At 43.5% G+C, this 22,972-nt stretch carries 24 protein-coding genes and 1 pseudogene; 10 read left to right on the forward strand and 15 right to left on the reverse strand.

Translation table 11 applies throughout. From position 1 onward, the window contains the following. Together B3763_RS05300 and B3763_RS05305 are read right to left on the reverse strand one after the other, a co-directional pair. Nucleotides 1-201: pseudogene (locus B3763_RS05300) on the reverse strand (recombination protein RecR); the annotation flags it as partial. 18 nt (nucleotides 202-219) lie between these two features. Next, a complete protein-coding gene (locus B3763_RS05305; protein ID WP_189629262.1) occupies nucleotides 220-501 on the reverse strand; it encodes an ATP-dependent Clp protease adaptor ClpS in 282 nt (93 codons plus the stop codon). A 285-nt stretch (nucleotides 502-786) separates the two neighbouring features. Here B3763_RS05305 and B3763_RS05310 point away from each other — a divergent pair, with 285 nt between their 5' ends. Both B3763_RS05310 and B3763_RS05315 read left to right on the forward strand, forming a co-directional pair. Next, nucleotides 787-2,211, forward strand: coding sequence for a sodium:solute symporter (locus B3763_RS05310; protein ID WP_286744458.1), 1,425 nt, complete (start codon nucleotides 787-789; stop codon nucleotides 2,209-2,211). 180 nt (nucleotides 2,212-2,391) lie between these two features. Beyond that, nucleotides 2,392-3,393 (forward strand): hypothetical protein, encoded by a 1,002-nt coding sequence (locus B3763_RS05315; RefSeq protein WP_286744460.1) that lies wholly within the window; start codon nucleotides 2,392-2,394, stop codon nucleotides 3,391-3,393. On the opposite strand, the gene B3763_RS05320 is transcribed toward B3763_RS05315, so the two are convergent. The 4 genes from B3763_RS05320 to B3763_RS05335 all read right to left on the reverse strand — a co-directional run bounded on the left by B3763_RS05320 (nucleotide 3,383) and on the right by B3763_RS05335 (nucleotide 6,883). After that, nucleotides 3,383-4,120, reverse strand: a complete 738-nt coding sequence (locus B3763_RS05320; protein WP_189628472.1) for a TerC family protein — start codon at nucleotides 4,118-4,120, stop codon at nucleotides 3,383-3,385. The two genes, B3763_RS05315 and B3763_RS05320, sit on opposite strands and share 11 nt — an antisense overlap. 5 nt (nucleotides 4,121-4,125) lie before the next feature. Beyond that, a complete protein-coding gene (locus tag B3763_RS05325) occupies nucleotides 4,126-5,046 on the reverse strand; it encodes a mechanosensitive ion channel family protein (RefSeq protein WP_286744462.1) in 921 nt (306 codons plus the stop codon). 35 nt (nucleotides 5,047-5,081) lie between these two features. Then, nucleotides 5,082-5,420 carry an MGMT family protein gene (locus tag B3763_RS05330; protein WP_189628474.1) on the reverse strand — a complete coding sequence of 113 codons (339 nt, stop codon included), beginning with the start codon at nucleotides 5,418-5,420 and terminating at the stop codon, nucleotides 5,082-5,084. Nucleotides 5,421-5,491: 71 nt separating this feature from the next. Then, nucleotides 5,492-6,883: a sodium-dependent transporter gene (locus B3763_RS05335; protein ID WP_189628475.1), complete on the reverse strand. Its 1,392-nt coding sequence runs from the start codon at nucleotides 6,881-6,883 to the stop codon at nucleotides 5,492-5,494. A gap of 247 nt (nucleotides 6,884-7,130) precedes the next feature. On the opposite strand from B3763_RS05335, the gene B3763_RS05340 reads away from it, so the two are divergent. Next, on the forward strand, nucleotides 7,131-8,639 hold the full coding sequence (locus B3763_RS05340) for a sodium-dependent transporter (protein WP_286744464.1): 1,509 nt from the start codon (nucleotides 7,131-7,133) through the stop codon (nucleotides 8,637-8,639). A gap of 191 nt (nucleotides 8,640-8,830) precedes the next feature. Here the strand turns inward: B3763_RS05340 and B3763_RS05345 are convergent, their stop codons facing one another. From B3763_RS05345 to B3763_RS05385, 9 genes are all read right to left on the reverse strand, one after another. Beyond that, a complete protein-coding gene (locus tag B3763_RS05345) occupies nucleotides 8,831-9,733 on the reverse strand; it encodes an SDR family oxidoreductase (RefSeq protein ID WP_286744467.1) in 903 nt (300 codons plus the stop codon). A gap of 3 nt (nucleotides 9,734-9,736) precedes the next feature. Next, nucleotides 9,737-10,642, reverse strand: a complete 906-nt coding sequence (locus B3763_RS05350) for a peptidylprolyl isomerase (RefSeq protein WP_286744470.1) — start codon at nucleotides 10,640-10,642, stop codon at nucleotides 9,737-9,739. Beyond that, nucleotides 10,620-11,549 carry a peptidylprolyl isomerase gene (locus tag B3763_RS05355; RefSeq protein WP_308440953.1) on the reverse strand — a complete coding sequence of 310 codons (930 nt, stop codon included), beginning with the start codon at nucleotides 11,547-11,549 and terminating at the stop codon, nucleotides 10,620-10,622. The genes B3763_RS05350 and B3763_RS05355 overlap by 23 nt, the downstream gene beginning before the upstream one ends. Next, a complete protein-coding gene (gene hemC, locus B3763_RS05360; RefSeq protein ID WP_189628479.1) occupies nucleotides 11,542-12,471 on the reverse strand; it encodes a hydroxymethylbilane synthase in 930 nt (309 codons plus the stop codon). Before hemC ends, B3763_RS05355 begins: the two co-directional genes overlap by 8 nt. Next, nucleotides 12,471-13,379, reverse strand: a complete 909-nt coding sequence (gene rimK / locus B3763_RS05365; protein WP_286744472.1) for a 30S ribosomal protein S6--L-glutamate ligase — start codon at nucleotides 13,377-13,379, stop codon at nucleotides 12,471-12,473. The genes hemC and rimK overlap by 1 nt, the downstream gene beginning before the upstream one ends. Next, nucleotides 13,351-13,821: an ATP-dependent zinc protease gene (locus tag B3763_RS05370; RefSeq protein ID WP_286744474.1), complete on the reverse strand. Its 471-nt coding sequence runs from the start codon at nucleotides 13,819-13,821 to the stop codon at nucleotides 13,351-13,353. The genes rimK and B3763_RS05370 overlap by 29 nt, the downstream gene beginning before the upstream one ends. After that, a complete protein-coding gene (locus B3763_RS05375; protein ID WP_286744475.1) occupies nucleotides 13,822-14,955 on the reverse strand; it encodes an ATP-binding protein in 1,134 nt (377 codons plus the stop codon). It lies immediately after the preceding gene. Further along, nucleotides 14,952-16,106 carry a GlmU family protein gene (locus tag B3763_RS05380; protein WP_286744477.1) on the reverse strand — a complete coding sequence of 385 codons (1,155 nt, stop codon included), beginning with the start codon at nucleotides 16,104-16,106 and terminating at the stop codon, nucleotides 14,952-14,954. Before B3763_RS05380 ends, B3763_RS05375 begins: the two co-directional genes overlap by 4 nt. A 71-nt stretch (nucleotides 16,107-16,177) precedes the next feature. Continuing rightward, nucleotides 16,178-16,420 carry a type B 50S ribosomal protein L31 gene (locus tag B3763_RS05385; protein WP_189628484.1) on the reverse strand — a complete coding sequence of 81 codons (243 nt, stop codon included), beginning with the start codon at nucleotides 16,418-16,420 and terminating at the stop codon, nucleotides 16,178-16,180. Between the two features lie 260 nt (nucleotides 16,421-16,680). Between B3763_RS05385 and B3763_RS05390 the strand changes: the two genes are divergently transcribed. The 7 genes from B3763_RS05390 to B3763_RS05420 form a co-directional block, all read left to right on the forward strand. Then, a complete protein-coding gene (locus B3763_RS05390) occupies nucleotides 16,681-17,559 on the forward strand; it encodes a 5-formyltetrahydrofolate cyclo-ligase (protein WP_286744481.1) in 879 nt (292 codons plus the stop codon). 38 nt (nucleotides 17,560-17,597) lie between these two features. Next, nucleotides 17,598-18,893, forward strand: coding sequence for a chloride channel protein (locus B3763_RS05395; RefSeq protein WP_286744484.1), 1,296 nt, complete (start codon nucleotides 17,598-17,600; stop codon nucleotides 18,891-18,893). Nucleotides 18,894-18,986: 93 nt separating this feature from the next. Then, nucleotides 18,987-19,421 carry an RrF2 family transcriptional regulator gene (locus B3763_RS05400; protein ID WP_286744487.1) on the forward strand — a complete coding sequence of 145 codons (435 nt, stop codon included), beginning with the start codon at nucleotides 18,987-18,989 and terminating at the stop codon, nucleotides 19,419-19,421. A gap of 44 nt (nucleotides 19,422-19,465) precedes the next feature. Next, nucleotides 19,466-21,268, forward strand: coding sequence for a cbb3-type cytochrome c oxidase subunit I (locus tag B3763_RS05405; protein ID WP_286744489.1), 1,803 nt, complete (start codon nucleotides 19,466-19,468; stop codon nucleotides 21,266-21,268). 10 nt (nucleotides 21,269-21,278) lie between these two features. Then, complete coding sequence (locus B3763_RS05410) at nucleotides 21,279-22,289, forward strand: cbb3-type cytochrome c oxidase subunit II (RefSeq protein WP_286744492.1); 1,011 nt, start codon at nucleotides 21,279-21,281, stop codon at nucleotides 22,287-22,289. A 2-nt stretch (nucleotides 22,290-22,291) separates the two neighbouring features. After that, on the forward strand, nucleotides 22,292-22,558 hold the full coding sequence (locus tag B3763_RS05415; protein ID WP_286744493.1) for a hypothetical protein: 267 nt from the start codon (nucleotides 22,292-22,294) through the stop codon (nucleotides 22,556-22,558). Beyond that, the coding region (locus tag B3763_RS05420; RefSeq protein ID WP_286744495.1) for a hypothetical protein at nucleotides 22,545-22,972 on the forward strand (428 nt) is incomplete at its 3' end. The genes B3763_RS05415 and B3763_RS05420, both read left to right, overlap by 14 nt.

Below are 22,972 nucleotides of genomic sequence, written 5' to 3' on the forward strand. Positions count from 1 at the left end.
AGTATCTGAGATTATATGGCAGGGGCCGCAGTACTGAATATCTTCTCTAAGCTGCGAGAGGGCCGTAGTAAGGTTTTCGGTAGATTCTTTTTCTTGTTTCAGTAAATACAATACCAACCTCAAAGCTGTCTTTCTACCGATTCCGGGCAGCTTGGAGATTTCTTCTATGGCATTTTCTACAATTTTTGGGGGGAAGTTCAAGATAGTAGCGGGCAAAAATTACATAACTGTTGCGGTAATCCCCGCCTCTAAAATACTTTCACACATGGGTCTTAACTCTTTAAAGGTGCCATGTTTTACCGTGCACTTACCCTTGTAGTGAATCAGGAGTGTACACTGTTCGGCCTGTTCGGCAGAATGCTTACACACCTTCATTAAGATATTGATTACATGCTCAAAAGTATTCACATCGTCATTGAAGACCACCAAATCGCACAGGTCTTCTTCAATCACCTCATCCAATACCTCTACGCTTTCTTGCTCTTGGTAGCTTAATCGCATATCTCTAAAATTTGGAACAAATTTAATGAAAATCATCTGCATAACCAGTTGGTGGCGATTGGTTAATCGGAAATCAGTAGTCTGGTTCTTCTCCGTCATTGCGTGGCAAGTGCGGCTGCGGCAGTCTCTACCATAAAGGCGCACCGTGTAAAACAAGTAGGTTGCTTTGTCGCAACCTGCTGCCAGTGCAAAGTTTGTTTCTCGCAACGATGCAACGGTTACAGCAATACCCCCGATTTCTGATGAACTGTTTTCTCATCACTGATATACTGATATCTTTACCCCATGAGTCCTACGCTTGTCATTGCCCTAATTGGTGGATATTTTCTGATGTTGATCGTGATTGCCCGATTGACTTCCAGAGGTGCCAATACACAGACTTTCTTTACGGCCAACCGACAAAGCCCCTGGTATTTAGTGGCTTTCGGTATGATTGGAGCCTCACTTTCAGGAGTTACGTTTATCTCCGTTCCGGGGGAGGTGGGTAATAGTTTCTTCTCTTACTTTCAGGTGGTAATCGGTTACTTGCTGGGCTATTTTGTTATTGCCACAGTGCTTATGCCATTGTACTATCGCCTCAACCTGGTTTCTATTTATGGCTATTTGGAGCAACGCTTTGGCTTCTGGTCGTATAAAACCGGGTCAGGATTCTTCTTGCTTTCGAGGGTAGTAGGTGCAAGTTTTAGGCTGTTTCTGGTAGCTATAGTATTACAAACGGCCTTGTTCGATGCCTTTGGTGTACCTTTCTGGGTGAGTGTTATGGTGACCATACTGCTCATTTGGGTCTACACTTTCAAGGGTGGGATAAAGACTATTGTATGGACAGATACTCTGCAAACGCTGTTTATGCTCACCGCAGTGGTTGTTACCATTTTCATCATTACCAAAGAACTGGGCTGGTCTATTGGCGATGCCATTGCCCAAATTGAGGCAAGCGAAATGTCCAAAATCTTTTATTGGGACTGGAGTAGCGCCAAGTTCTTCCCTAAGCAGTTTATCTCGGGTGCCCTTATTGCTATAGTAATGACGGGGCTCGACCAGGACATGATGCAAAAGAATTTGACTTGTCGCAATCTTAAAGAGGCTCAAAAAAACGTATTTGGTTTTAGCGTGGTACTCATTTTTGCCAACCTACTCTTTCTTGGTATGGGCGCATTACTATTTATGTATGCCAATAACAAGGGAATTGAAATTCCTGCCAGGACCGACACCCTCTACCCACTTTTGGCCTTAAACCATTTAGGCACTTTTGCCGGAGTGGTCTTTTTACTTGGAATTATTGCCGCAGCATATTCCAGTGCAGACTCTGCACTCACTGCCCTTACCACGGCTTTTTGCGTAGACTTTCTGAACTTCGAAAAGAAGGAGGAAGAGGAGAAGAAAAGAACCCGCCTTAAAGTTCACATTGGTTTCTCGGTGCTTCTGTTTCTGGTCATTCTCATTTTCAACGCTATTAATGATGACAGTGTCATTAATTCCATTTTCAAAGCTGCTGGCTACACCTATGGCCCACTTCTAGGCCTTTTTAGCTTTGGACTTCTTACCAAAAGACAGGTGATAGATAAATATGTGCTTCCGGTTTGCCTGGCGGCTCCCTTGCTTTCTTACTTTATAGATTTAGCTAGCGGAAGCTGGTTTGGTTTCTTTATTCTGGCATTGAATGGAGCACTGACTTTCATTGGGTTGTTCTTCATTTCGAAAAAACCTTAGTACCCCCGGTTGTGGCCATTTGCCGCCAAGATAGGACCAGCAATAGCCTACAGACTCATACCACTTCGGCCAATCACCCTAAGCTGATCTGGAACAGGCAGATATTCCTTTAATCTGAGGCACAAACCTCTTATGCATGTATTGAAATTCTTAGACACTAATGCTTTAACTTAAAGCCATATGAGAACTGCAGCACTAAGAATACCCGCCTTCCTTTTAGTTGCTTCGGGCATTATCTTCATTAGCCTATGGCTCATGACATCTCCGAATTTCACTAGCAACCGTTCTTTGCTGGCCGTTGGCAGTTCGATAGACATAGCTCTTATTATTCCTTTGATCTACTTTCTTTTTATCAGAAACAGTTCCTTTCCAAAAATCACGGTCGTCCCTGTTTTTATATTAAGTCTTATCATGGCCTTTCAGGTTATTCCAGACGACTACCATGCTACTCTCAATAGAATTAAAATGTTGGTAGCGCCTATTGAGTTGGGTGTTATTGGTTTTCTTATTTACAAAGTCATTCAGTTAAATAAGAACCTCAGCCAAACAAAGGGTGGACTTCGTAATTTTCCTGAACGAATGAAGGCAGTTTTGCTCGATATGAAAGCCAAACCGGTTCTTGCTAATATATCCAGTTCAGAATGTTCACTTTTCTATTACACTTTTGCAGGATGGGCGAAACCCCAAGCATTGGCTTCCAATGAGTTTAGCTATTATCTCGAGTCAGGATACAAGTCGGTTTTTGTTTTGGTACTCTTTCTTTTGCCGGTAGAGACTTTCGTTTTGCATTATTGGTTAATGATCATAAGCCCAACACTGGCCTGGATTCTCACAGGCATAAGCATTTACAGCCTGTTCTTCATTTTCGGTGATAGAAATGCGATGAGACACAGGCCCATTTTTTTGGATCAAGATTCGCTTTCAATCAACATTGGAATACGCTGGAGTTTTGAGCTGCCCTATCACCTAATAGATAAAATTGAACTTAGAGAGGGCGATGCACACAGTGAAAAATTTGTCAACCTTAGTTCATTTGGACATGGCAATGTGGTTATCTCTTTAAGAGAAAAGCTACACGTTCAGGGAATCTACGGCATCAAAAAAAGCACCGATAAACTGGTGCTTTCTATAGATAGTGAAGACAAATTCTTTGCGTCTCTTTCCAAGAGAATTACTGCGTAATTTTCTTCCTCAGCTTAATTTTGGCTGCGTTTCTCCTTCTTCTCATGTTCAGTATTTCAACAGTAAGCGAGAAGAACACGGCAAAATAGATATAGCCCTTTTCTATGTGTTTGCCTATACCTTCCAACACCAGCATAAAGCCTATGAGAATGAGGAAAGACATGGCCAACATCTGAAGTGTTGGATGTTTGTTAATAAAGGCACTGATTTTACCGGCAAAGGTCATCATTACAATCATGGCCAACACCACGGCCACAATCATAATAATGATGTGTTCCGTAAGCCCTACAGCGGTGAGAATAGAGTCGAAAGAAAACACCATGTCAAGGGCCACTATTTGTAAAATAACCTTGCTCATAGTAGTAACGGTTTTGGTTTCCGACTCATGATCGGCTACCTCCAGCGACTCATGAATTTCAGTAGTACTTTTACCAATTAGAAAGAGACCACCCACAATTAGAATAATATCTTTTACGCTCACGGGGTGCTCCATTACGGTAAGCACGGGCTCGGTGAAACCAATAATCCAACTAATACCCAAAAGTAAACCCACGCGCATAAGAAGCGCCAGAGCCAAACCAAGGTTCCTGGCGGTTGCCTGCTGTTTCTCGGGCAATCGGTTAGAAATTATGGAAATAAAAATGATGTTATCGACCCCCAACACGATCTCCAAAAAGGTGAGGGTTAAAAGCGCTACTATTCCTTCAGAGCTTAAGAGTACTTCCATTGCGTTTATTCTTCTTTCTTAAATTTACTATCGCTGGCATAGGCCAGAATTGATTTATTAATGAATCGCCTAACCGGCTTTTCCAGGTCTTTCTGCCGCCTATCCAGTGTTACATGGAGTTTTATGACAATGGCATCTTTTTTTATGGAGTCTACTTTCAGGCTAAACTTCTCCAGGTTAATGTTCTTAAACTGTGCTTTTAGTGCCTCAATAAGGTAGCTTTCGAAATGGTCTATGTTGGGTAAGGCTTCCGGTAACAGCTCAAAATCAAAGCTCAGTTTTTTGAAGTTTTTCTTTGAGCTATTGATGACATGCGATGAGGCCATGGTAGAATTGGGAATGTACACGATCTCATCATCATCGTTGAGCAACACAACATTCATAAGGGTAATGTCTGTTATGCGCCCGCTATCTTCGCCCACTTTAATGTAATCATTGATTGAAAACTGATTGGAAAACATCAAGATGAACCCATTAATCATATTTACCAGATACTCTCTAGAAATAATGGCAATAGCAGCTGCTACTATGCTAATGGAGGTAAAAAACTCTTTTACCTCTATGTTGAAATAATATGGAATGGAAATAATAAGTATAACCCCATACAAAATGGACGCTATACGGTTGATACCCACAATATAATTGTCGCGAAAATCGCTCTCTTTGTTCTGTCGTTTTAGGTAAAGATATACCAGAGAGATTCGCCCAAAAGACACTAACAGCACACTGGTAAGATAAAAGAAGAGAGTAGGTAAAATACGTCCATCCAGTTTCAGTTGGTCATAACTATCAGGAAACCTGTATCGCCAAACCAAGCCAACCACAACCAGAATAAGCTTAATGAGAAAAAACAATCGCTTTTTCCCTTCTTGCCTGGCCCTGTCAAGGGGTCTGTTAATCTTACTTGCCTTTTTCAACAACTTCATGCTTACACGGGGCGAAATTACCGAATTTCGGCTAATCAAAGAGACAATTCAGCAGAGGGATCCCAAAACACCCTATCGAATTGCTGTATCTTATCGCCAATCACTTCTACGCCTTCGGCTTCCAGCCGTTCCTGCATTAGGCTAGGCGTTTCAAAATGATGCTTTCCGGTCAATATTCCTGTTCGATTCACCACCCTGTGAGCGGGCACATCGCTGAGCCCATGTGCTGCATTCATAGCCCATCCCACCATTCGGGCACTGCCTTTAGTCCCCAGGTAGTTGGCAATGGCTCCATAGCTGGTTACCCGGCCTCTGGGTATAAGCCTTACCACCTCATATACATCATTGAAAAAATTTGAATGGTCCTTTGCCATGGTTTGAAACTACAAAAAAGTCCTGCACATTGAGCACAGGACTTTCAAATTCGTAGGTATCAGTCTATGGGCTACCCTCCTCCGGCAAAAAAGCCCAAAAGGCCCATCATGTTGAGCAACACCAGTAAAATGGTGATGGGACAAACATAGCGGATAAAAAACACAAAGATGCTGGAAGCCAACGAGCCGGCCTTCCAGGTTGGAGACCCTGTATCCAGCTCGCTCACAATTTTATTCACAGGCATTTTCCAGGCCACATAAATGCAGGTAACCAAGGCTACCAACACTATAAAGAAAGTGCCAAAGAAAAAGTCTAGTATGTCTTGAAATCCCGTATACTGGTGTCCAAACATTACTATCTGCATTTTACTAAAGAAAGCGGAGCCGCCTTGAGAAAGTGCGGAAGGAATACCCACAATAAATAGCAGGATACCCACCACCCAAGCCGATTTGTTTCGGCTCCATTTCTTTTCATCCATAAAGTAAGAGGCGGGCACCTCAAGCATAGAAATGGAAGATGTAAGAGCCGCTACAGTGAGTAACAAAAAGAAAAAGGCTCCAATAATGGCACCACCGGGCATACTATTGAAAATCTCAGGCAATACCTGAAACACCAGTGTGGGCCCGGCTGCAGGGTCTTTTCCAAAAGCGAAAACGGCAGGGAAAATCATAAAGCCCGCCAACAAAGCCACTCCTGCATCCATTAGTCCCACCCATAGGCCTGAACTAATAATACTGGTCTGTTTTGGAAGGTACGAACCATAAGTAATCATAATTCCCCAACCAATGCTCATAGAAAAGAAGGCTTGCCCCAGTGCTACCAAAAAGGTATTGGCACTTATTTTTGAGAAGTCAGGGTTTAGGTAAAAGTCTACGCCTTTCATGGCTCCCTCTAAAGTAAGCGACCGAATGGCCACTACTGCAATGAGCAAAAACAACATAGGCATAAGCACTTTAGCGGCTTTTTCTATGCCTCCGGAAATCCCTCCCTTTACTATAAAAATCGTGACCAAGGTAAATAACCCCATCAGTGGAATGGTGTTCATTGGGTTAGAAGCAAACTCCTGAAAACTACCCGTATCGCCACTAACAGACTTGAAAATATAGCCTATGGTCCAACCGGCTATGTTTCCATAATAAGAAAGCACAAAGAAGCTGACGCAAAGTGCCAAAATAGCTCCAAGCCCCATAAACAGAGGGTTGGCCCCGGTGTCTTTAAACGCACCAATAGTGCCTTTTTTTGTCATTCGCCCAAACCCCATTTCTGTAAATAGCAAGGGCACACCAATGAGCACTACGCAAAGCAAGTAAACCAAAACAAAGGCTCCGCCTCCATTTTGGCCCGTGATGAACGGAAAACGCCAAATATTACCCAAACCTACTGCCGAACCGGCAGCTGCCATGATAAATCCGAACTTGGATCCCCACTGACCGCGATTTCCATCGCTTAAATTAACGGCCATATAAAAAAGTTTACGTTGAGAATAGAAAAGTTTTAACAAAGAATATTCTCCATTTTCCACCTAAAAACCAAGCATATTTTATAGTAAGCCCTAAAACCAAAGAGAAAACTGTTTAAGACAGTTGCAAACGGTTGCACATTATGACACCGATTCAATTAAAACTTGAGTTTCTGCTTAAAAAAATTAGTTTGTCCGGCTTCATAAGAATCAAAACTGAACAATCGCAAATACTAACAGTCAATTATATATGGCAGAAAAAAGAGAAGAATTTAGTAACCGGTGGGGAATAATTCTAGCCGCCCTGGGTATGGCTATTGGTGCCGGAAACCTCTGGCGGTTTCCAAGAATAGCCGGAGAACATGGGGGTACCTTCATTATTTTATGGATGTTTTTCCTGGTGATATGGTCTATTCCCTTGCTGATGGCCGAACTGGCCATTGGTAAGCACTACCGAAAAGGAACACTAGGGTCGCTGGGTTCTTTAAGCGGAAAAAAATTCAATTGGATGGGCACCTTCGTTACCCTGGTAACAGTAGGTATTGCCTTTTACTATTCGGTGGTTACAGGCTGGTCGTTGCGTTACTTTTTGCTCAATACACAAAACCTGGTAGACTACCTCTTTGGGTCGGGTGCTATGAACGAAAAGTTTGCCGACCCCAGCGTAAACTTTATGGACAACTTCTGGGCAAGTCTTTCCAACTCCAGCTGGGAGGCAGTTTTATGCTATATGCTCACCATTACTATAGCCATTTGGGTTTTGGGCAAAGGCATTAAGAAAGGGCTCGAAAAAACCAATAAAATATTAATACCAACCTTATTTATTCTTTTGCTGGTGGTTGCTGCCTTTGCCATTCAAATGCCAGGTGGAGTGCAAGGCCTGGAATACCTCTTTACCATTGATGTAGAGAAGTTTAAAGATCCAATCATTTGGATTGAAGCCATTACCGACTCGGCCTGGAGTACCGGAGCCGGCTGGGGTCTGATGATTACCATTGGCTCTTTCTCGAGACAGAAAGAAGATGTAACCTTGAACACCTTCTTAGGTGCTTTTGGCAACAACACAGCCGCTCTTTTGGCAGCTATGGCCATTTTGCCGGCCGTTTTTGCCATGGCAGCTACGCCTACTGAAGCCATTGATTTCTTACATGGTGGAAATACAGCTTTGGTATTTACCATCTTACCACAGCTGTTTGCCCAAATGCCTGGAGGCCCATTCCTTTCATGGATATTCTTTGGGGCCTTTGCTATGGCCGCTTTCAGTTCCATTTTACCAATGATGCAACTGATTATAAAAAACCTGACCGACTACGAAATACCCAAAAAGAAAGCGGCCATTATTGCTGGTGCGGCATGTTTTATTGTTGGATTCCCTTCGGCCTGGTGGCTCGACTTCTTCGAGAATCAGGATTGGGTTTGGGGCGTTGGCCTTTTGGTGAGTGGCATTTTTATATCCTTCCTCATTATCAGATATGGCCCCATGAAGTTCAAGAAAGACTTCATCGATCAGAATTCCGACTTCAAGGTATCTAAGCTATACTTTGCTGGCATGATCTACTTCAACTTTATAGCTGGCCTCTTTCTGGTTTATTGGTGGATGGATCAGGGCTACAGCGAATACCCGTGGTTTGATGCCGAAGGCAACTGGAACTTGTTCGACAGATTTAGCAATGCAACCATAGTTACGCAATGGGGAATAGCCCTGCTTATTGCTGTGGTGTTTAATGGATGGTTTTACAGAAAATTCGTGAAAAAATGAGTGGAGAAGCAATAATAGGAATGATTATATGCCTTTCGATTACCCTGGGGGGATTTTTAGTTTTTTTAAAAATTGCGCTCAGTGCCGATAAGAAAGAGAACGTTAAAAACGAAAATTGACGTTAACCCTGAATGCATTTCAGGGTCTACTAAGAAGATGCTGAAACAAATTCGGCCTGACAACGAAATGTTTTAATTCTTGATTTGATCGGCCACAATGGCAATCCCTTCATCGAAAGAATGAGGCTCGTACCCAAGCACGGTGCGGGCCTTTTCTATGAGCAGCCCGGTTTTTGGGGGCCTTTTGGCTGTTTGACTGAAGCTGCTGGCATCGGCACGCTGCATAGCACGCATGTCGAGGTTAAAAAACTGTGCTGTTTTTACGGCCATTTCATAAGGATTGAGCAGATCTTTTCCACAAATGTTGAATATGCCGGAAGCTTTCTTTTTGGCAATAAGATAGCAGCCCATCGCTAAGTCTTCAGCAAGTGTAGGGCTCCGCAATTGGTCATCTACCACCTTAATCTCCTTGCCTTCTTCCAGGCTCTTTTTTACCCATAGAATAATATTGCTACGGCTCATATCGTGGGCAATACCATACACTAAAACGGTTCGGGCAATAGCATAGTCAATGGTAGAGTTCTCCAATAATTTTTCGGCTGCCAGTTTACTTTCGCCATAGTAGCTCACCGGATTGGGCACAGCCTCCTCATCATAGGGTCCATTTTCACCATCAAAGATAAAGTCGGTCGACAGGTGGAGTAAAAAGGTATTGTTATCTGCGCAAGCTTCAATTAGATATTTTACAGCATTTACGTTCTGATCCCAGCAAGCCTCTTTTTCCAGTTCACATTGGTCTACGTTGGTCATGGCGGCCGTGTGAATAACTACCTCGGGGCGGTGCCTGGCTACAACTTCCCGTACTTGCTCACGGTTGGTTATATCCATTACATCAAACTGGTAGTCATCTTGTGCATAGGGAAGCCGATTGGCCCCGCGTGCAGTCGCAATAAGCTCATCTTCTCCACGGTCGAGTATCAGTTTTACGAGTTTTTGACCTAGCAACCCATTGGAACCGGTGATGAGTATTTTCATGATTTAATCTTTTTGTGGATATTCTATGCCGTATTTTTTGGTAACCTCCCTCTTGGGTAGTGTTATTACTTTCACATGCATGCGAATATCTTCCAGCGGCTTATCGCGCAAATTGGTTTTGGTAGCAGCAATTTTATCAATCACTTCCAACCCTTCTACCACCTGACCAAACACGGTATATTGTCCGTCAAGGTGAGGAGCCCCTCCTTCGGTAGCATACACTTCTTTGGCCCAGGCCGGATAACCCGGGTCAGTCTGGTCGCCAAATTCTTTCTCAATTACATCGATAGAATTGAAGATTAGTCGCTTATAGGCCAGTCCAAAATCATAGGTAGAATCGGTTTCGCTCAAACCTCTGTGATACTCCACCTTTTCCGTTAGTTCCGGAAAACGTTCCGAGCGTAGCATTCGCGTAAACAACCCACTGAGCTTAAGCTCCTGCCTTCGCTCTGCCCGGGCTTTCAACCCTTCTTCATCGAATATTTCACCATCTACAATGTAAAACTGAGAGCCGCTCGATTTTTTCTCAGGGTTTACGGCATCCCCTGTTCGGGCAGCCGCCAAAGCACCTTTTCGGTGAATATATTTTTCAGGAAGAAATTCAGCCTCGAGTGAATAGTCTACCGATTCACCTGCTACTCCGGTCGAAACATCACCTGTTTGAATCATGAAGTTTTCAATAACCCTGTGAAAAATCACGGAGTCGTACTGACCATTCTTAGCCAGCTTCAGAAAGTTTTGCTTGTGAATGGGGGTATCATCGTACAACACGGCCGTCATATCGCCATATGGTGTAGAAATAACCACCAGTTCATCTACTTCTTTGGAGGAGCACGCCAGAGCGCTCAAAAGCAACAGACTTGCCCAAAAAGCTTTAATACTTGTTCTATTGTTGGTTGCTGTAGTCATAGCCATACTTTTCTGCAATTTCCTTCTTGGGCATTTCTTCCACCGATACGTACATCCGAACGTCATCTACCGGTCGGTCTCCGGGCTTGGTTTGAACCCCCGCAATGGAGTCGATTATGTCTAAACCGGAAATTACCTCGCCAAACACGGTATAGTCTCCATCCAGAAAAGGCGTACCTCCAATGGTTTTGTAGGCTCTCTTCTGTTCTTCAGACATTTCAGGTCTATTGAGTTTTCGGCCAGTGGCTTCTTCGAGTTGGTCTATGGTGGCCAATAGCTTCTTTTTCAACTCAGCGTCTCCTCCTTGCTCATAGGCCTGTTGATACTCTCTGTTCAGGTCGTGATCGGGTAAGGCAGAACGCAAGTATTGAGCTGCGCTGCCAATGGCTTGCAAGTTGGGGCCGCTAAATTGCCCGAGAGAGGCATCGTCTAGCACTTGTCCCTGAACCACAAAGAACTGGCTTCCGCTGGACGCTTTTTCGGGATTCACAAAATCGGGTTGCCTGGCGGCAGAAAGGGCTCCCTTCTTGTGAAAAAACTGAGGAACAAATTCGGCCGGAATAGTATAGCCGGGGCCGCCACTTCCCAAATTCTGGTCGGGAGCCGCATTTTTCGATTCGGGGTCTCCACACTGAATCATGAAGCCCTGAATAACCCGGTGAAATAAGAGGCTATCGTAGAATTTTTCTTGCGCGAGCTTAATAAAGTTTTCTTTGTGCTTGGGTGTTTTGTCATACAAAACAGCCTTCATTTCGCCAAAATTGGTTTTAATAGTCACCAGGTAGTCATTGCCTGAAAGGTCTGCGGCTTTGGTAGTTTCACTGCCCGACTTTTCTCCTGAAGAATCGCAGGCCATTGTCAATAGAAAAACGGCCACTACGGCTAAAAAAATCTTCTGTCTAATCATGGTTCATTGTTCGTTTAATCTCCTCTAAAATGGCTTTCCCCCCCGAAGATAATACTTCATTGGCAAGTTCGGAACCTAGCCTCTCGGGAGTAGAAGCGTGTGTTTGGTGTTGTTTCACAATTCTCTTTTGGCCATCGAGGCTGATTATGCCTCCGGACATTTTCAGGGAATTATTCTCCAAGGTTGCGTATCCGTAAACCGGTATGCTACACCCTCCGTCCATGGTTTTTAAATAAGCTCTTTCGGCCAATAGGCAAGTTTCTGTGTCTGGGTGGTTGAGCACCTCCCTTACCTTGGCGCGTTTTTCGGCAGACAGGGTACTGTGAATTTCTATGGCAACACTACCCTGGCCCACCGCGGGAATAAACTCATTGACCGATAGCTTGTGCTTTATTTTATCGTCATACCCCATCCGGTGCACTCCTGCATAGGCCAACAAAAGGGCATCGCAGGCACCTTCTTCCATCTTTCGGATTCTCGTTTGTAAATTTCCTCGAACGGCCACCGTTTCGATGCCCGGGTAAAAATGACGAAGAGTGGCTACTCTCCTTGTGCTGGAGGTTCCCAAAACCAACCCCGGACTACTCAGATCAACTGAGGGCTTGTGACTAATAATCACATCGTTCACTTCTTCTCGCTCCATAAAGGCAATGAGTTCAAAACCTGACGGGAGCTTTGATTGCATGTCTTTAGCACTATGAACGGCTATATCGATTCGGCCATCGGCCAATTGCTCTTCAATCTCTTCAGTGAACACCCCCTTGCTTCCAATCTTGGCAATGGAAACATCGAGTATTTTATCGCCTTTGGTTTCAATGGTCACTATTTCTGTTTCGAGCCCTGCAGCCTGAAGTTTTTCTTCCACGTGGTAGGCCTGCCAAAGTGCCAGTCTGCTTCCCCTCGTTCCTATCTTAATTTTCATTAGGCCTTGAGTTTAGAAATGGTGCCTTTCTTTTTGGGTTGGTTTCTTTCAATGTAAGCCACTATTTGCTCGGCAATGTCTACACCGGTTGCTCTTTCTATACCTTCGAGGCCGGGAGAACTGTTGACTTCCAAAATAAGTGGTCCGCGGCTCGACTGCAAAATATCTACTCCGGCTACGGAAAGCCCCATGGCATTGGCGGCTTTTACGGCTACCGATTTTTCTAAACGGCTAAGTTTCACCACCTCAGCTTTGCCACCCCGGTGCAGGTTGCTTCTGAACTCACCTTCCTGGCCGGTTCTTTTCATGGCACCGATCACTTTGCCATCGACCACAAAAACCCTTAAATCGCTAGCTTTGGCTTCTTTGATGAACTCCTGAACGATGATTCTTGCTTTTAAGCCATGAAAAGCCTCAATAACCGATTGAGCGGCCTTTCGGGTTTCAGCCAGAACAACTCCCAAACCTTGGGTGCCTTCCAGCAATTTGATGATGACCGGAGCGCCTCCAACGTGATCGATCAGGCTTCTTTCTTCTTTAGAATAATTGGTGAAGGCGGTTCTTGGCATGGGAAGGCCCGCACCACTTAAAAGCTGTAAACTTCTGAGTTTATCTCTGGAACGAACAATGGATTGTGACTTGGTAGTACTGAAAACGCCCATCATCTCAAACTGACGAACTACGGCCGTTCCATAAAAAGTCACTGAGGCACCAATTCTGGGAATAACGGCATCCAGATCATCAATAGATTCTCCCATGTAGTACACCTTGGGGCCTGTTTGCTCAATGGTTAAGTCGCACTTTAGGTGATCTATCACCCTGGCTTCATGGCCTTTGGCCTGAATGGCTTCAACCAGTCTGCGGGTTGAGTATAGCTGACTATTTCTTGAGAGTACTGCTATCTTCATTTTTCTTTTTCTTTTGAAATGAGAGGTTCTTTTTTCTTACGTCTACGACAAAACCAAGTCTCAACAATTTACGGCCTAACAGAATAGGAAACTTCATTTTGCTCCTGTCTGAAAGTGAAAACTCTGTTAATATTCTATGACCAAACAGCTCAATATGAGTCTTCACCACATAGCGCTCTTCAATTTCTCCATTCGAGCTTTTTATTCTCTTTTGAACAAAATTTGTGGTTGAAAAGCTTCTGGCCTTCTTCTCGTGAATGCGATTACCAGGAATGCTAAAGCTTAAAACCATTTCTCCATTCACCTTTTTTACGCGAACCTTAGAACAGTTAATAGCTGAAGTGTAAGCCCCAGAATCTACCTTGGCATCAATGCCAAACAGCATGAAATCGGGCAAATCTATCTTATCTGCCCGACCGATAGTAATCGCTTTTTTAAACATTTAATGGCTTTTGGCTCTCGCAATTTGGGCAATGGAAAGCGATAAATCAAGGAAGAGAATTTTCGGATTGGCATTTCGCTCCACATGATACTGCGCTTCATCGAGCTTAGGGCTTAGTATGGCTATTTTCGGGGGTACAAATACAGCCGAAAACTTTTCTACAAAGCCGCGCTCGGTTTCGGGCAATCTGGAAATGGCCTCTGCGCTAACCCCTTTAAGGAGCGTTTCGCGCATAAAGCGACTGGCCACCGCAAAAAGGCCCACCTGAAATTCCTTGCCTTTTTTCTGAAAATCATCGGCCAACTGTATGAGCGCCTCAAAGTTGTATGAAAAACACTGGCGCATCCAGTCTTTGAAGTAATCGGCCACTTCATTGCCGGTTCCGCCAATCTCCAAGAGGGCCTTGCGCATATTGCCTTCGGCTCTGTAAGCCAATTGGGCAATCTCCTCTTCCGAAAGGTCTGTTTTTTGAGCCAATACCTGCTTTATATCCTCATCGTCAAAGGCAGGAATACGTAGCTGCTGAGCCCTGGAAAGTATGGTGGTTAAGAGCTTGTTGGCATCGTTAGAGACGAGAAGGAAAAGCGTATTTTCAGGGGGTTCTTCCAGTATTTTCAGAATACCGTTGGCGGCATTCACGTTCATTAGTTCGGGCAACCAAATGATCATTACTTTGTACTTTCCCTCAAATGACTTTAAGGATAGGGCCCTGACTATATTGCGGCTTTCCTGTCGGGGAATCATGAGCAGCTTGTTTTCCCAACCAAAGTGATTGCTCCAGTCACTCACATTGCCATAGGGATTTTGCTGCAAAAAGGCCCTCCACTCTACCAGAAACTTTTCGCTTGTAGCATCTTCTCTTTTCAGTTTTGGTGTGGCTGCCGAAGGGAATACAAAGTTTACATCGGGGTGAATGTATTTACTATTTTTTATGCATGAGGGGCAGTTACCGCAGGCGTCTTCGGCCCCAGGGTTTTCGCAGTTGACATAGGTGGTGAAGGCAAGTGCCATGGCTAAATTGGCAGAACCTTCGGCCCCTACAAATAACTGGGCATGTGCCACGTGGTTGCCCTGAACTGCCTCAATGAGCTGTTGTTTAGTATGCTTTAAGCCGGGTATGTCTTGAAACCTCATGCCTTATCCCAAATTCTGTATTGAGCAGTTTCATCGAAAATATGCTGAATAATGTCCTGCTCAACCTGATCGTATTCTTTATTTCTTCTGTGCATTACGGCTTCAGCCACCTCAGCAAATTTTCTCAACTGGAAGGTAACAAAACCGGCTGCTCCGCCCCATGAAAATGAAGGAACAAAATTTCTCGGATAACCCGCTCCAAAAATATTGGCTCCAACTCCCACCACAGTTCCTGTATTGAACATAGTGTTGATTCCACATTTAGAGTGATCGCCCATCATCAGACCGCAGAACTGCAAGCCTGTATCGGCAAATCGGCCGGTGGCGTAGTCCCACAGCTTCACCATGGCATAGTTGTTTTTGAGATTGGAAGTATTGGTATCGGCACCGAGGTTACACCATTCACCTAACACAGAGTTGCCCATGTAACCATCGTGCCCCTTGTTGGAGTAGCCAAAGACCACAGAGTTTCCGATTTCCCCACCTACTTTAGAATAGGGGCCTATGGTGGTGTCTCCCTTTATTTTAGCTCCCATATTCAAATGAGCACCTTCACAAAGCGCAAATGCTCCACTGATGATGGAACCTTCATGAACCTGAGCTTTCTTGCCAATATACACCGGGTCTCCTTCAGCATTGATAATCGCTGCCCTAATACTTGCTCCTTCTTCAATGAAAAGATTCTCCTTACCATAGACAATGGTATGTGGATCTGAGATTTCCTGTGAGGTTCTACCCTTAGTAATCAGTTCAAAATCGGCAATGATTTGATTTCTGTTTTGGGTGAAAATATCCCAGGTATGTTGAATGAGGGTGAACTCACCGGTATAAGGGACCTTTGAACCACCACCCGAATGTTTAGCCAGAACAGTTTCTCCCGATACCAGCTCTTCTCCGGCATTAAGTGCCAGAATAGCTTGCACCAGATCATCATTAGGGCAAAGTGCACCATTCACCTGTAGACCGGCTTTGTTATCGGGGAATTTAGTCTGAAGATAATTCTGAGTGACAAAACCACAACCAAACCCTCTTTTAGCCCATTTTTCTGTAATAGTGAGAATACCCACCCTTATTTCTGCCGTAGGCCGGGTGAAAGTAAAGGGCAATAATTGGGTTCTTATTTCGGGAGAATCGAAAAGCGCAATGTCCATGCACAAAAATAAAAAAGTCTCCATCTGAACAATGGAGACTTCCCAATAATGCTTTATGTATTTTTAGCTGATTACTTTTTGTAACGCTTGTTGAATTTCTCAACACGTCCTGCAGTATCAACAAATAGTTTCTTACCAGTGTAGAAAGGGTGCGAAGCAGAAGAAACTTCCACTTTAATTACAGGATAGGTATTTCCATCTTCCCACTCAATGGTTTCGCTAGAAGTCATAGTTGACTTAGTTAAAAACTTGTGCTCACTTGAAGTATCGTAAAATACAACTGTGTTATAATCAGGATGAATGTCTTTCTTCATGGCTTCTAAATTATTTCTCCCCTCAAAAAGGACTGCAAATGTAGTGACTTTCAGAATATCTCACAACTTTATAGAAAGTTTCTGACCACTTTTATCTGTATATCTGATTATGAGAGTTGAGTTCCTGCTCTTTGAATTAATACAAGGTACAACAAATTATATTCGGATAAATTTGTCCTAAATAAGTGACACCCTTACATTTGCCCCTTGTTGAAAATGGAGCATTTATCTAATGCTAAGCATTAATTGGGCAAGAAAGTATGAAAATAAAACTCTCAGAAATATTTATCCCTTTAAATGGCAAGCAAGACTACTCTATTGATGAACTAAGCTTTCTGAGCCTACAACCTGATTTCATAGAGAGAACCTCAAGCCGCTTGGACCTTTCCTATCTGGAGCAACCTGCTCTTGAGGGCGGTTTGTGTTTTGCAGAGAGCAATGGTGTACGCCCGGAGTTCAGAAGTACTTTCGGTAAAAAAGACATTCTCGAAATTGTCACCTTACAAATGCATAGTAGCCAGGTGAATTTGGAAAAGGACAAGGTTCATTTTCCTCAGAATAGCCAAGAGTTCTTCTCAAAAGCATTGAGGGAAATATTAAGGATTAAATGCGAAAAGCAGCGGCTGCGCAATACCATGCTGGAACAAAGGGATAAGTTGCCACGCAAGGATCTTAAGGTCTACTCAGAGAACATTTGCCAACAGCTTTGGGCTTTAATAGAGCAAAAGAACCTTCGAACAATCCATAGTTACCTGCCCATGGGTTCTGAGGTAAATACTATTCCCCTCCTGCAAAAGGCTCTCGACAAGGGGCTGACGGTAGTAGTTCCAAAAACACTCAGAAAACGTAAGATGCAGAACCTCGTTTTGAAGGACTTGAAAAATATGGAACTTGGGATTTTTAACACTTATCACCCTAAAGAGGCCAGTGAATACAAGGGAGAATATGATCTAATTATTGTTGCCGGGCTTTTGTTTGACCGCAGAGGATTTCGAGTTGGTTATGGTGGTGGTTATTACGATACTTTTTTGGCAAACCAAAAACATGCTTTGAAAGTAGGTGTTTGCTATCCGTTTCAAACCACCGAATCAGTCCCGATTGAAGCCCACGATATTCGGTTAGACCTATTTCTCAGTTAATTGGGCAAGTGTTCGTAGGTTTGCAAAAAATCAGATAGATGAAGTTAAAGCAAAGGAGAAAACTGGTTACCTATTTGAACATACTCGATCAGCCAATGCGATTCAATCCATTCGTCTTTAGTCGTGATTTCCTGCTTTGGGCATTTCTTGGTTTGATAGGAGGCGTAATAGCTGGCATTTACTGGATTGGTCTTGATTTTTTAACCCACTTTCTCTCTGTATTTGAGGGATGGAAAGTTATCCCTGTAATGTCATTATGCGGCCTTTTGGCTGGTTTGATCATCCACTTCATTGGAGATCCTGGTGAAATACACCTCATTGTGAACAACATCCGCTTCAATAAAGGAAGACTGGACCCAAAGAATAACCCCTCTATGATCCTCTCATCCCTTTTGTGCGTAGCATCTGGTGGCAGTCTTGGACCAGAAGCACCCTTGGTACAGGTCACGGGTTCAACCGGAACTTGGTTGGGGAAATTATTCAGGCTTAAGGGTGAGGCCTTAAGATCATTGAGCATTGCAGGAATGGCCTCGGGGTTTACTGCCTTGTTTGGGGCACCGTTGGGTGGAAGCCTGTTTTCATTGGAAATACTCCATCACAAACATCCGGTTGAATATTATGAAGCTATTATTCCTGCGCTGGTGGCTAGTTGCTTCAGCTATCTGGTGTTTGCTCTGGTTGTCCATCTGGGACTTGGCCCTATCTGGGATTTATCTTCTTATGAATACTCAGGAGTTTTTGACTTTGGCTATGCCGTTCTGTTTGCAATGGTAGGTACTGCTTTTGGCTGGAGCTTTATTTACTGTACAAAATTTTTTAAGACGGTTTTTGAAAAGCGGCCAATCCCCATATACATCAAGACATTTATTGGGGGAATGTTGCTTGGTATTATAGCTTATTATTTTCCGATAACACGCTACTTTGGTCACCATCAAATCAATGAACTTCTAAATGGCAGCTTCACTTTGCCCTTACTGATAGCTATTCTGATTTCTAAAATTATAGCCATTTCAATTACGGTTACTTCCGGGTGGAGAGGAGGGTTTATCATTCCCCTTTTCTTTGTAGGAGCAACATTGGGTTTGATTATTCACGGACTTTTTCCAACAATCAATCTAACCCTGGCAGTAGTCAGTTGTATGGCGGCCATTAATGTTTGTGTAACCAGAACACCTATGAGCACAACTATTCTATTGACCACCCTCACAGGCTTTGGACATTTTATACCCATCCTATTCGCCAGTCTAACAGCTTATTTTCTCGCTCCCAGAATACCTTTCATTAATTCACAGAAAGATCCACTGAATAGACACTCCAACAATTCTTCTGGATGATTGGTAAAATGTATTATCAAAAGTAAATTTAATTCGGATAAATTTGTCCTAAATAAAAACCCGGCTTACATTTGGGTAGTAAACGAGCAAACGATGTTTTCCAAGGCATGTGAATATGGTATTAGGGCGACAATCTTCATAGCACGAAAGTCTTTGAATGGTGAACGAACTAGCCTTAAGTCCATTACTGCTGAAATAGACTCACCTGAAGCATTCACGGCTAAAATATTACAGCAGTTGGCCAAAGCGAAAATCATCGCTTCCGTAAAAGGCCCCAATGGTGGATTTGAAATCGCGAAGGAAGATATTGATTCCATTAGGCTCAGCCAAATTGTAAATGCCATTGATGGAGACAGTATTTACAAAGGTTGTGGCCTTGGTTTGAAAGAGTGTAATGCTCAAAAGCCTTGCCCCGTACACCACAAGTTCACTGCTATAAGATCTGAACTTAGAGTGATGCTACAAGGCACTTATCTTTTTGAGTTGGCCACGGGCTTGGAAGCAGGTTTAACCTTCTTGAAGAGATAAAATTTTAAACAATAAAAGATATAAAGGTCTTAATATCTAACTAAATGAAACTTTACTTAACCATTTTACTGTACTCCCTCTTACCTAAGTCACTGACTCTACAGTCTCAAACCAATATTGACACCTCTAACTGGATTATGAGCCCCGGCATCATCGGTACCATTACTCTTATTGTGATTGTGTTGGTTGTAGCCATTATTATACTACTTGCTAGATTGGGCAATTTCGTAGGGCGGTTCAAACATCAGCAAATTGAAAAGGAAACCCTGGCCTTCCACGAAGATCTCATCAAGTTGGAGGAAGGGGAAATCGATGAAATATTGCTAAAGAGAAAAAAAGCCCTTCAGTTCCGGCTCAAGGGCAATGAACTGGGCAGTGATGAGACCGCCATCGATAGCAAAGGCCTGTTAAAGCAGATGAGCAACAGTCCACACAATCCTTTTTTTGACGAAAAAAAAAAGACAAGCCCAAAACTTGAGATATCCTCGCAGCTAGAAAAGCTTATCCTATGGTATATAGGTGCTGCCGTTTTTTGGCTGGTCTGTGGCACACTTATAGGCCAGTACCTGGGAATGAAATTCGTTTGGCCAGAGATAGATCAGATTTCATGGCTTTCTTATGGTCGGCTAAGGCCAGTGCATACCAATACAGTGTTTTGGGGGTGGGCTTCAATGGCAATGATCGGGTTGGGGTACTTTGTCATTACCCGCACCTCAAACACCACAATCCACAGCTACAAACTGGGCTGGATAGCCTGGCTGAGTATTAACCTCTCAGTACTGATTGGTAATATTTGTCTCATGTCGGGCATCAACAACGGAGGTGGTGAATACCGTGAATATGTATGGCCAGTGATGGCTCTTTTTGCTATTGGACTAGTTCTAACTTTCCTCAACTTCTACAAAACGGTTGCCCAACGTAAAATATCAGAGATTTATATATCCAATTGGTTTATACTGGCCTCTCTTGCCTGGACAATCATCCTTAGTATAATAGCCTATATACCAGCCTATCAGAATGGACTTGGGGAAACAGTAATTCAAGGTTACTACATGCATCAAGGGGTTGGCATGTGGTTTATGACCTTTACTCTGGGGCTCACCTATTATTACCTACCTTCTGCACTGAACAAGCCCATCTATTCATACTCATTGGGTGTTTTGGCCTTTTGGACACAAATGTTGTTTTATACGCTCATTGGCACGCACCACTTTGTTTTTAGTCCCCTTCCCTGGTGGCTCCAGACGGTTGCCATAGTCTTTAGTGCAGGTATGTTTATTCCTGTTGTGTCAGGCTCTACCAATTTCCTTATGACAATGAAAGGCAGTTGGAGCCATATTTCGAAAAGTTACGTACTCCCCTTTTTTCTTGTTGGGGTCATCTTTTATTTTGTCGGTTCAACCCAGGGCAGTTTTCAGGCCTTCAGGTTCACCAATTTCATCTGGCATTTTACAGATTTTAATGTAGCGCATTCGCACATGACTATGTATGGCATAATCTCCTTCATACTATGGGCTTGTATTTACACTATCCTACCCAAAATCACCGGAAAGGAACCTCCACAAATTTTTGTTGGAGCCCACTTCTGGCTAGCCTTTATTGGCCTCTTTGCTTATATGATTTCTCTCATGGCCGGGGGAACACTCAAAGGCCTAAGCTGGGTAGAAGGTAATGCCTTTATCGAGTCTGTTGTTTTGATGCAACCTTATTGGATGTGGAGGGCAGTAGGAGGCTCTCTCATGTTTGTTTCGCACCTCATATTCGCCTACAACTTCTATTACATGGCGAAGAAAAGTCACATAACGAAAAGCTCTACTGCTATTGTCAATAAAACTGTTACAGCATAAACCGAAAACTATGTTCAATTTTCACAAAAACCATAAACTCTTAGTAGGAACTGCGGTAACTGGTTTTCTGACATTAAGTATGCTTATTGCTGTAATACCCGCCAGCCAAATGCAGGAAACAGAGCCTTTACCAAACCAAATAGCTTATAGCGGTTCGGAAATAGAGGGGCTTAAATTGTACATCGCTGAAGGTTGTGTGGCCTGTCACACGCAACAGGTGCGGAGTATTGAAATGGACAAGATTTGGGGAAACAGACCTTCAATGCCTTCAGACTATTATTTCAGCAAACAACGGTTGGATGTATGGAGACAATCTCCTTCACTTTTAGGCAGTGAAAGGACCGGCCCCGATTTGACCAATGTTGGTAAAAGGCAGCCCAGTGAGGCATGGCATCTGATGCACCTCTATAATCCAAGAACCGTGGTAAAGGAGTCCATTATGCCTTCTTACCCTTGGCTTTTTGATGAGAAATCAGATAACGAAATCAGCAAAGATGATGTAGTAATACAGGTTGATAAATCCTTTTTCAACAAACCGGGAAAAAGTCTGGTGGCCAGCCCAAAAGCACTGAATCTGGTTGCCTACCTGCAGTCGCTCAAACAAACAGAGTTACCGGGAACTTCACCGGAATTTATTCCCAAAAAGGAAAAACAAACATCTTCATCTGAATCAACCAATCCAGAACTGTCTCTGCTTCCTGATGGTGCTACTTTATACGCCAACACTTGTGCAGCTTGTCATCAAGCCAATGGAGAAGGTGTAAAAGGTGCATTTCCTCCTTTGGCAGGAAGCCCCATTGTAAATGATCCTAACCCGGAAACTTTGGTTAATGTAATTCTGCTCGGCTACGATGCCCGGAGTGAATTCGCTCAGATGCCATCTTTTGGCGATATGCTTTCAGACGAAGAAATAGCTGCCATAGCCAACCATGAAAGGAGCAGTTGGGGCAACAACGCCTCTGCACTATCTGCCGAAGAGGTGCAAAAAATAAGGAAAATCATAAACCAGAAAAAACCATAGATATGAAAAGAGCAAGCATTTTGTTCCTCTTGACCTTTGTGTCAAAAAGCGCCTTAAAGGCATGTGAGGTATGCAAGGAAAAACAGCCCGAGGCTCTGGCTAACATAACACATGGTTCTGGACCCAATAGCAATTTGGATTATATCATTATCTGGTCAGCCGTGGTCATTGTTGGGTTCACCCTCTTTTACAGTATTAAATACCTGGTTAAGCCGGAATCTGGAAAGCCGCATCACATCAAAAATATTGTCACCAATGAATACTTCTAAACCAAAAGATGACCAACGAATTGTAAAGGTTTTTTTGGATGACGAATCCACACCTTTCGGAGAGTTCCAACCGCCTGTCAAATTCGTGATCGACACCACTAAAATACCAGACGGTAAGCATGAATTGCGCGTGGTGGCCAAATCGAGCAAAGGAGTTGAAGGAATAAAAACCATTCCTTTTGAAGTTCGGAACGGCCCGGAGATAGCAGTTGTAGGTTTGCAAAAAAACGAAGTAGTAGACTCTTTGGTGCCCATCACCATTAATGCATACGGTACCGAAACAGACGATCAGTTTATCATCAAAGGATCTGAAACTCCAAAAGCCATTCCAGCTTGGGTTTGGGCTTTGCTGATTTCATTCGTGGGGTTTGCCCTTTTCTATCTTGTCAGGTTCTGGAACCCTGACTTGTACAA

It is taken from the genome of Roseivirga sp. UBA1976 (genome assembly GCF_002336325.1).
GTDB classification, from domain to species: Bacteria; Bacteroidota; Bacteroidia; order Cytophagales; family Cyclobacteriaceae; genus Roseivirga; species Roseivirga thermotolerans.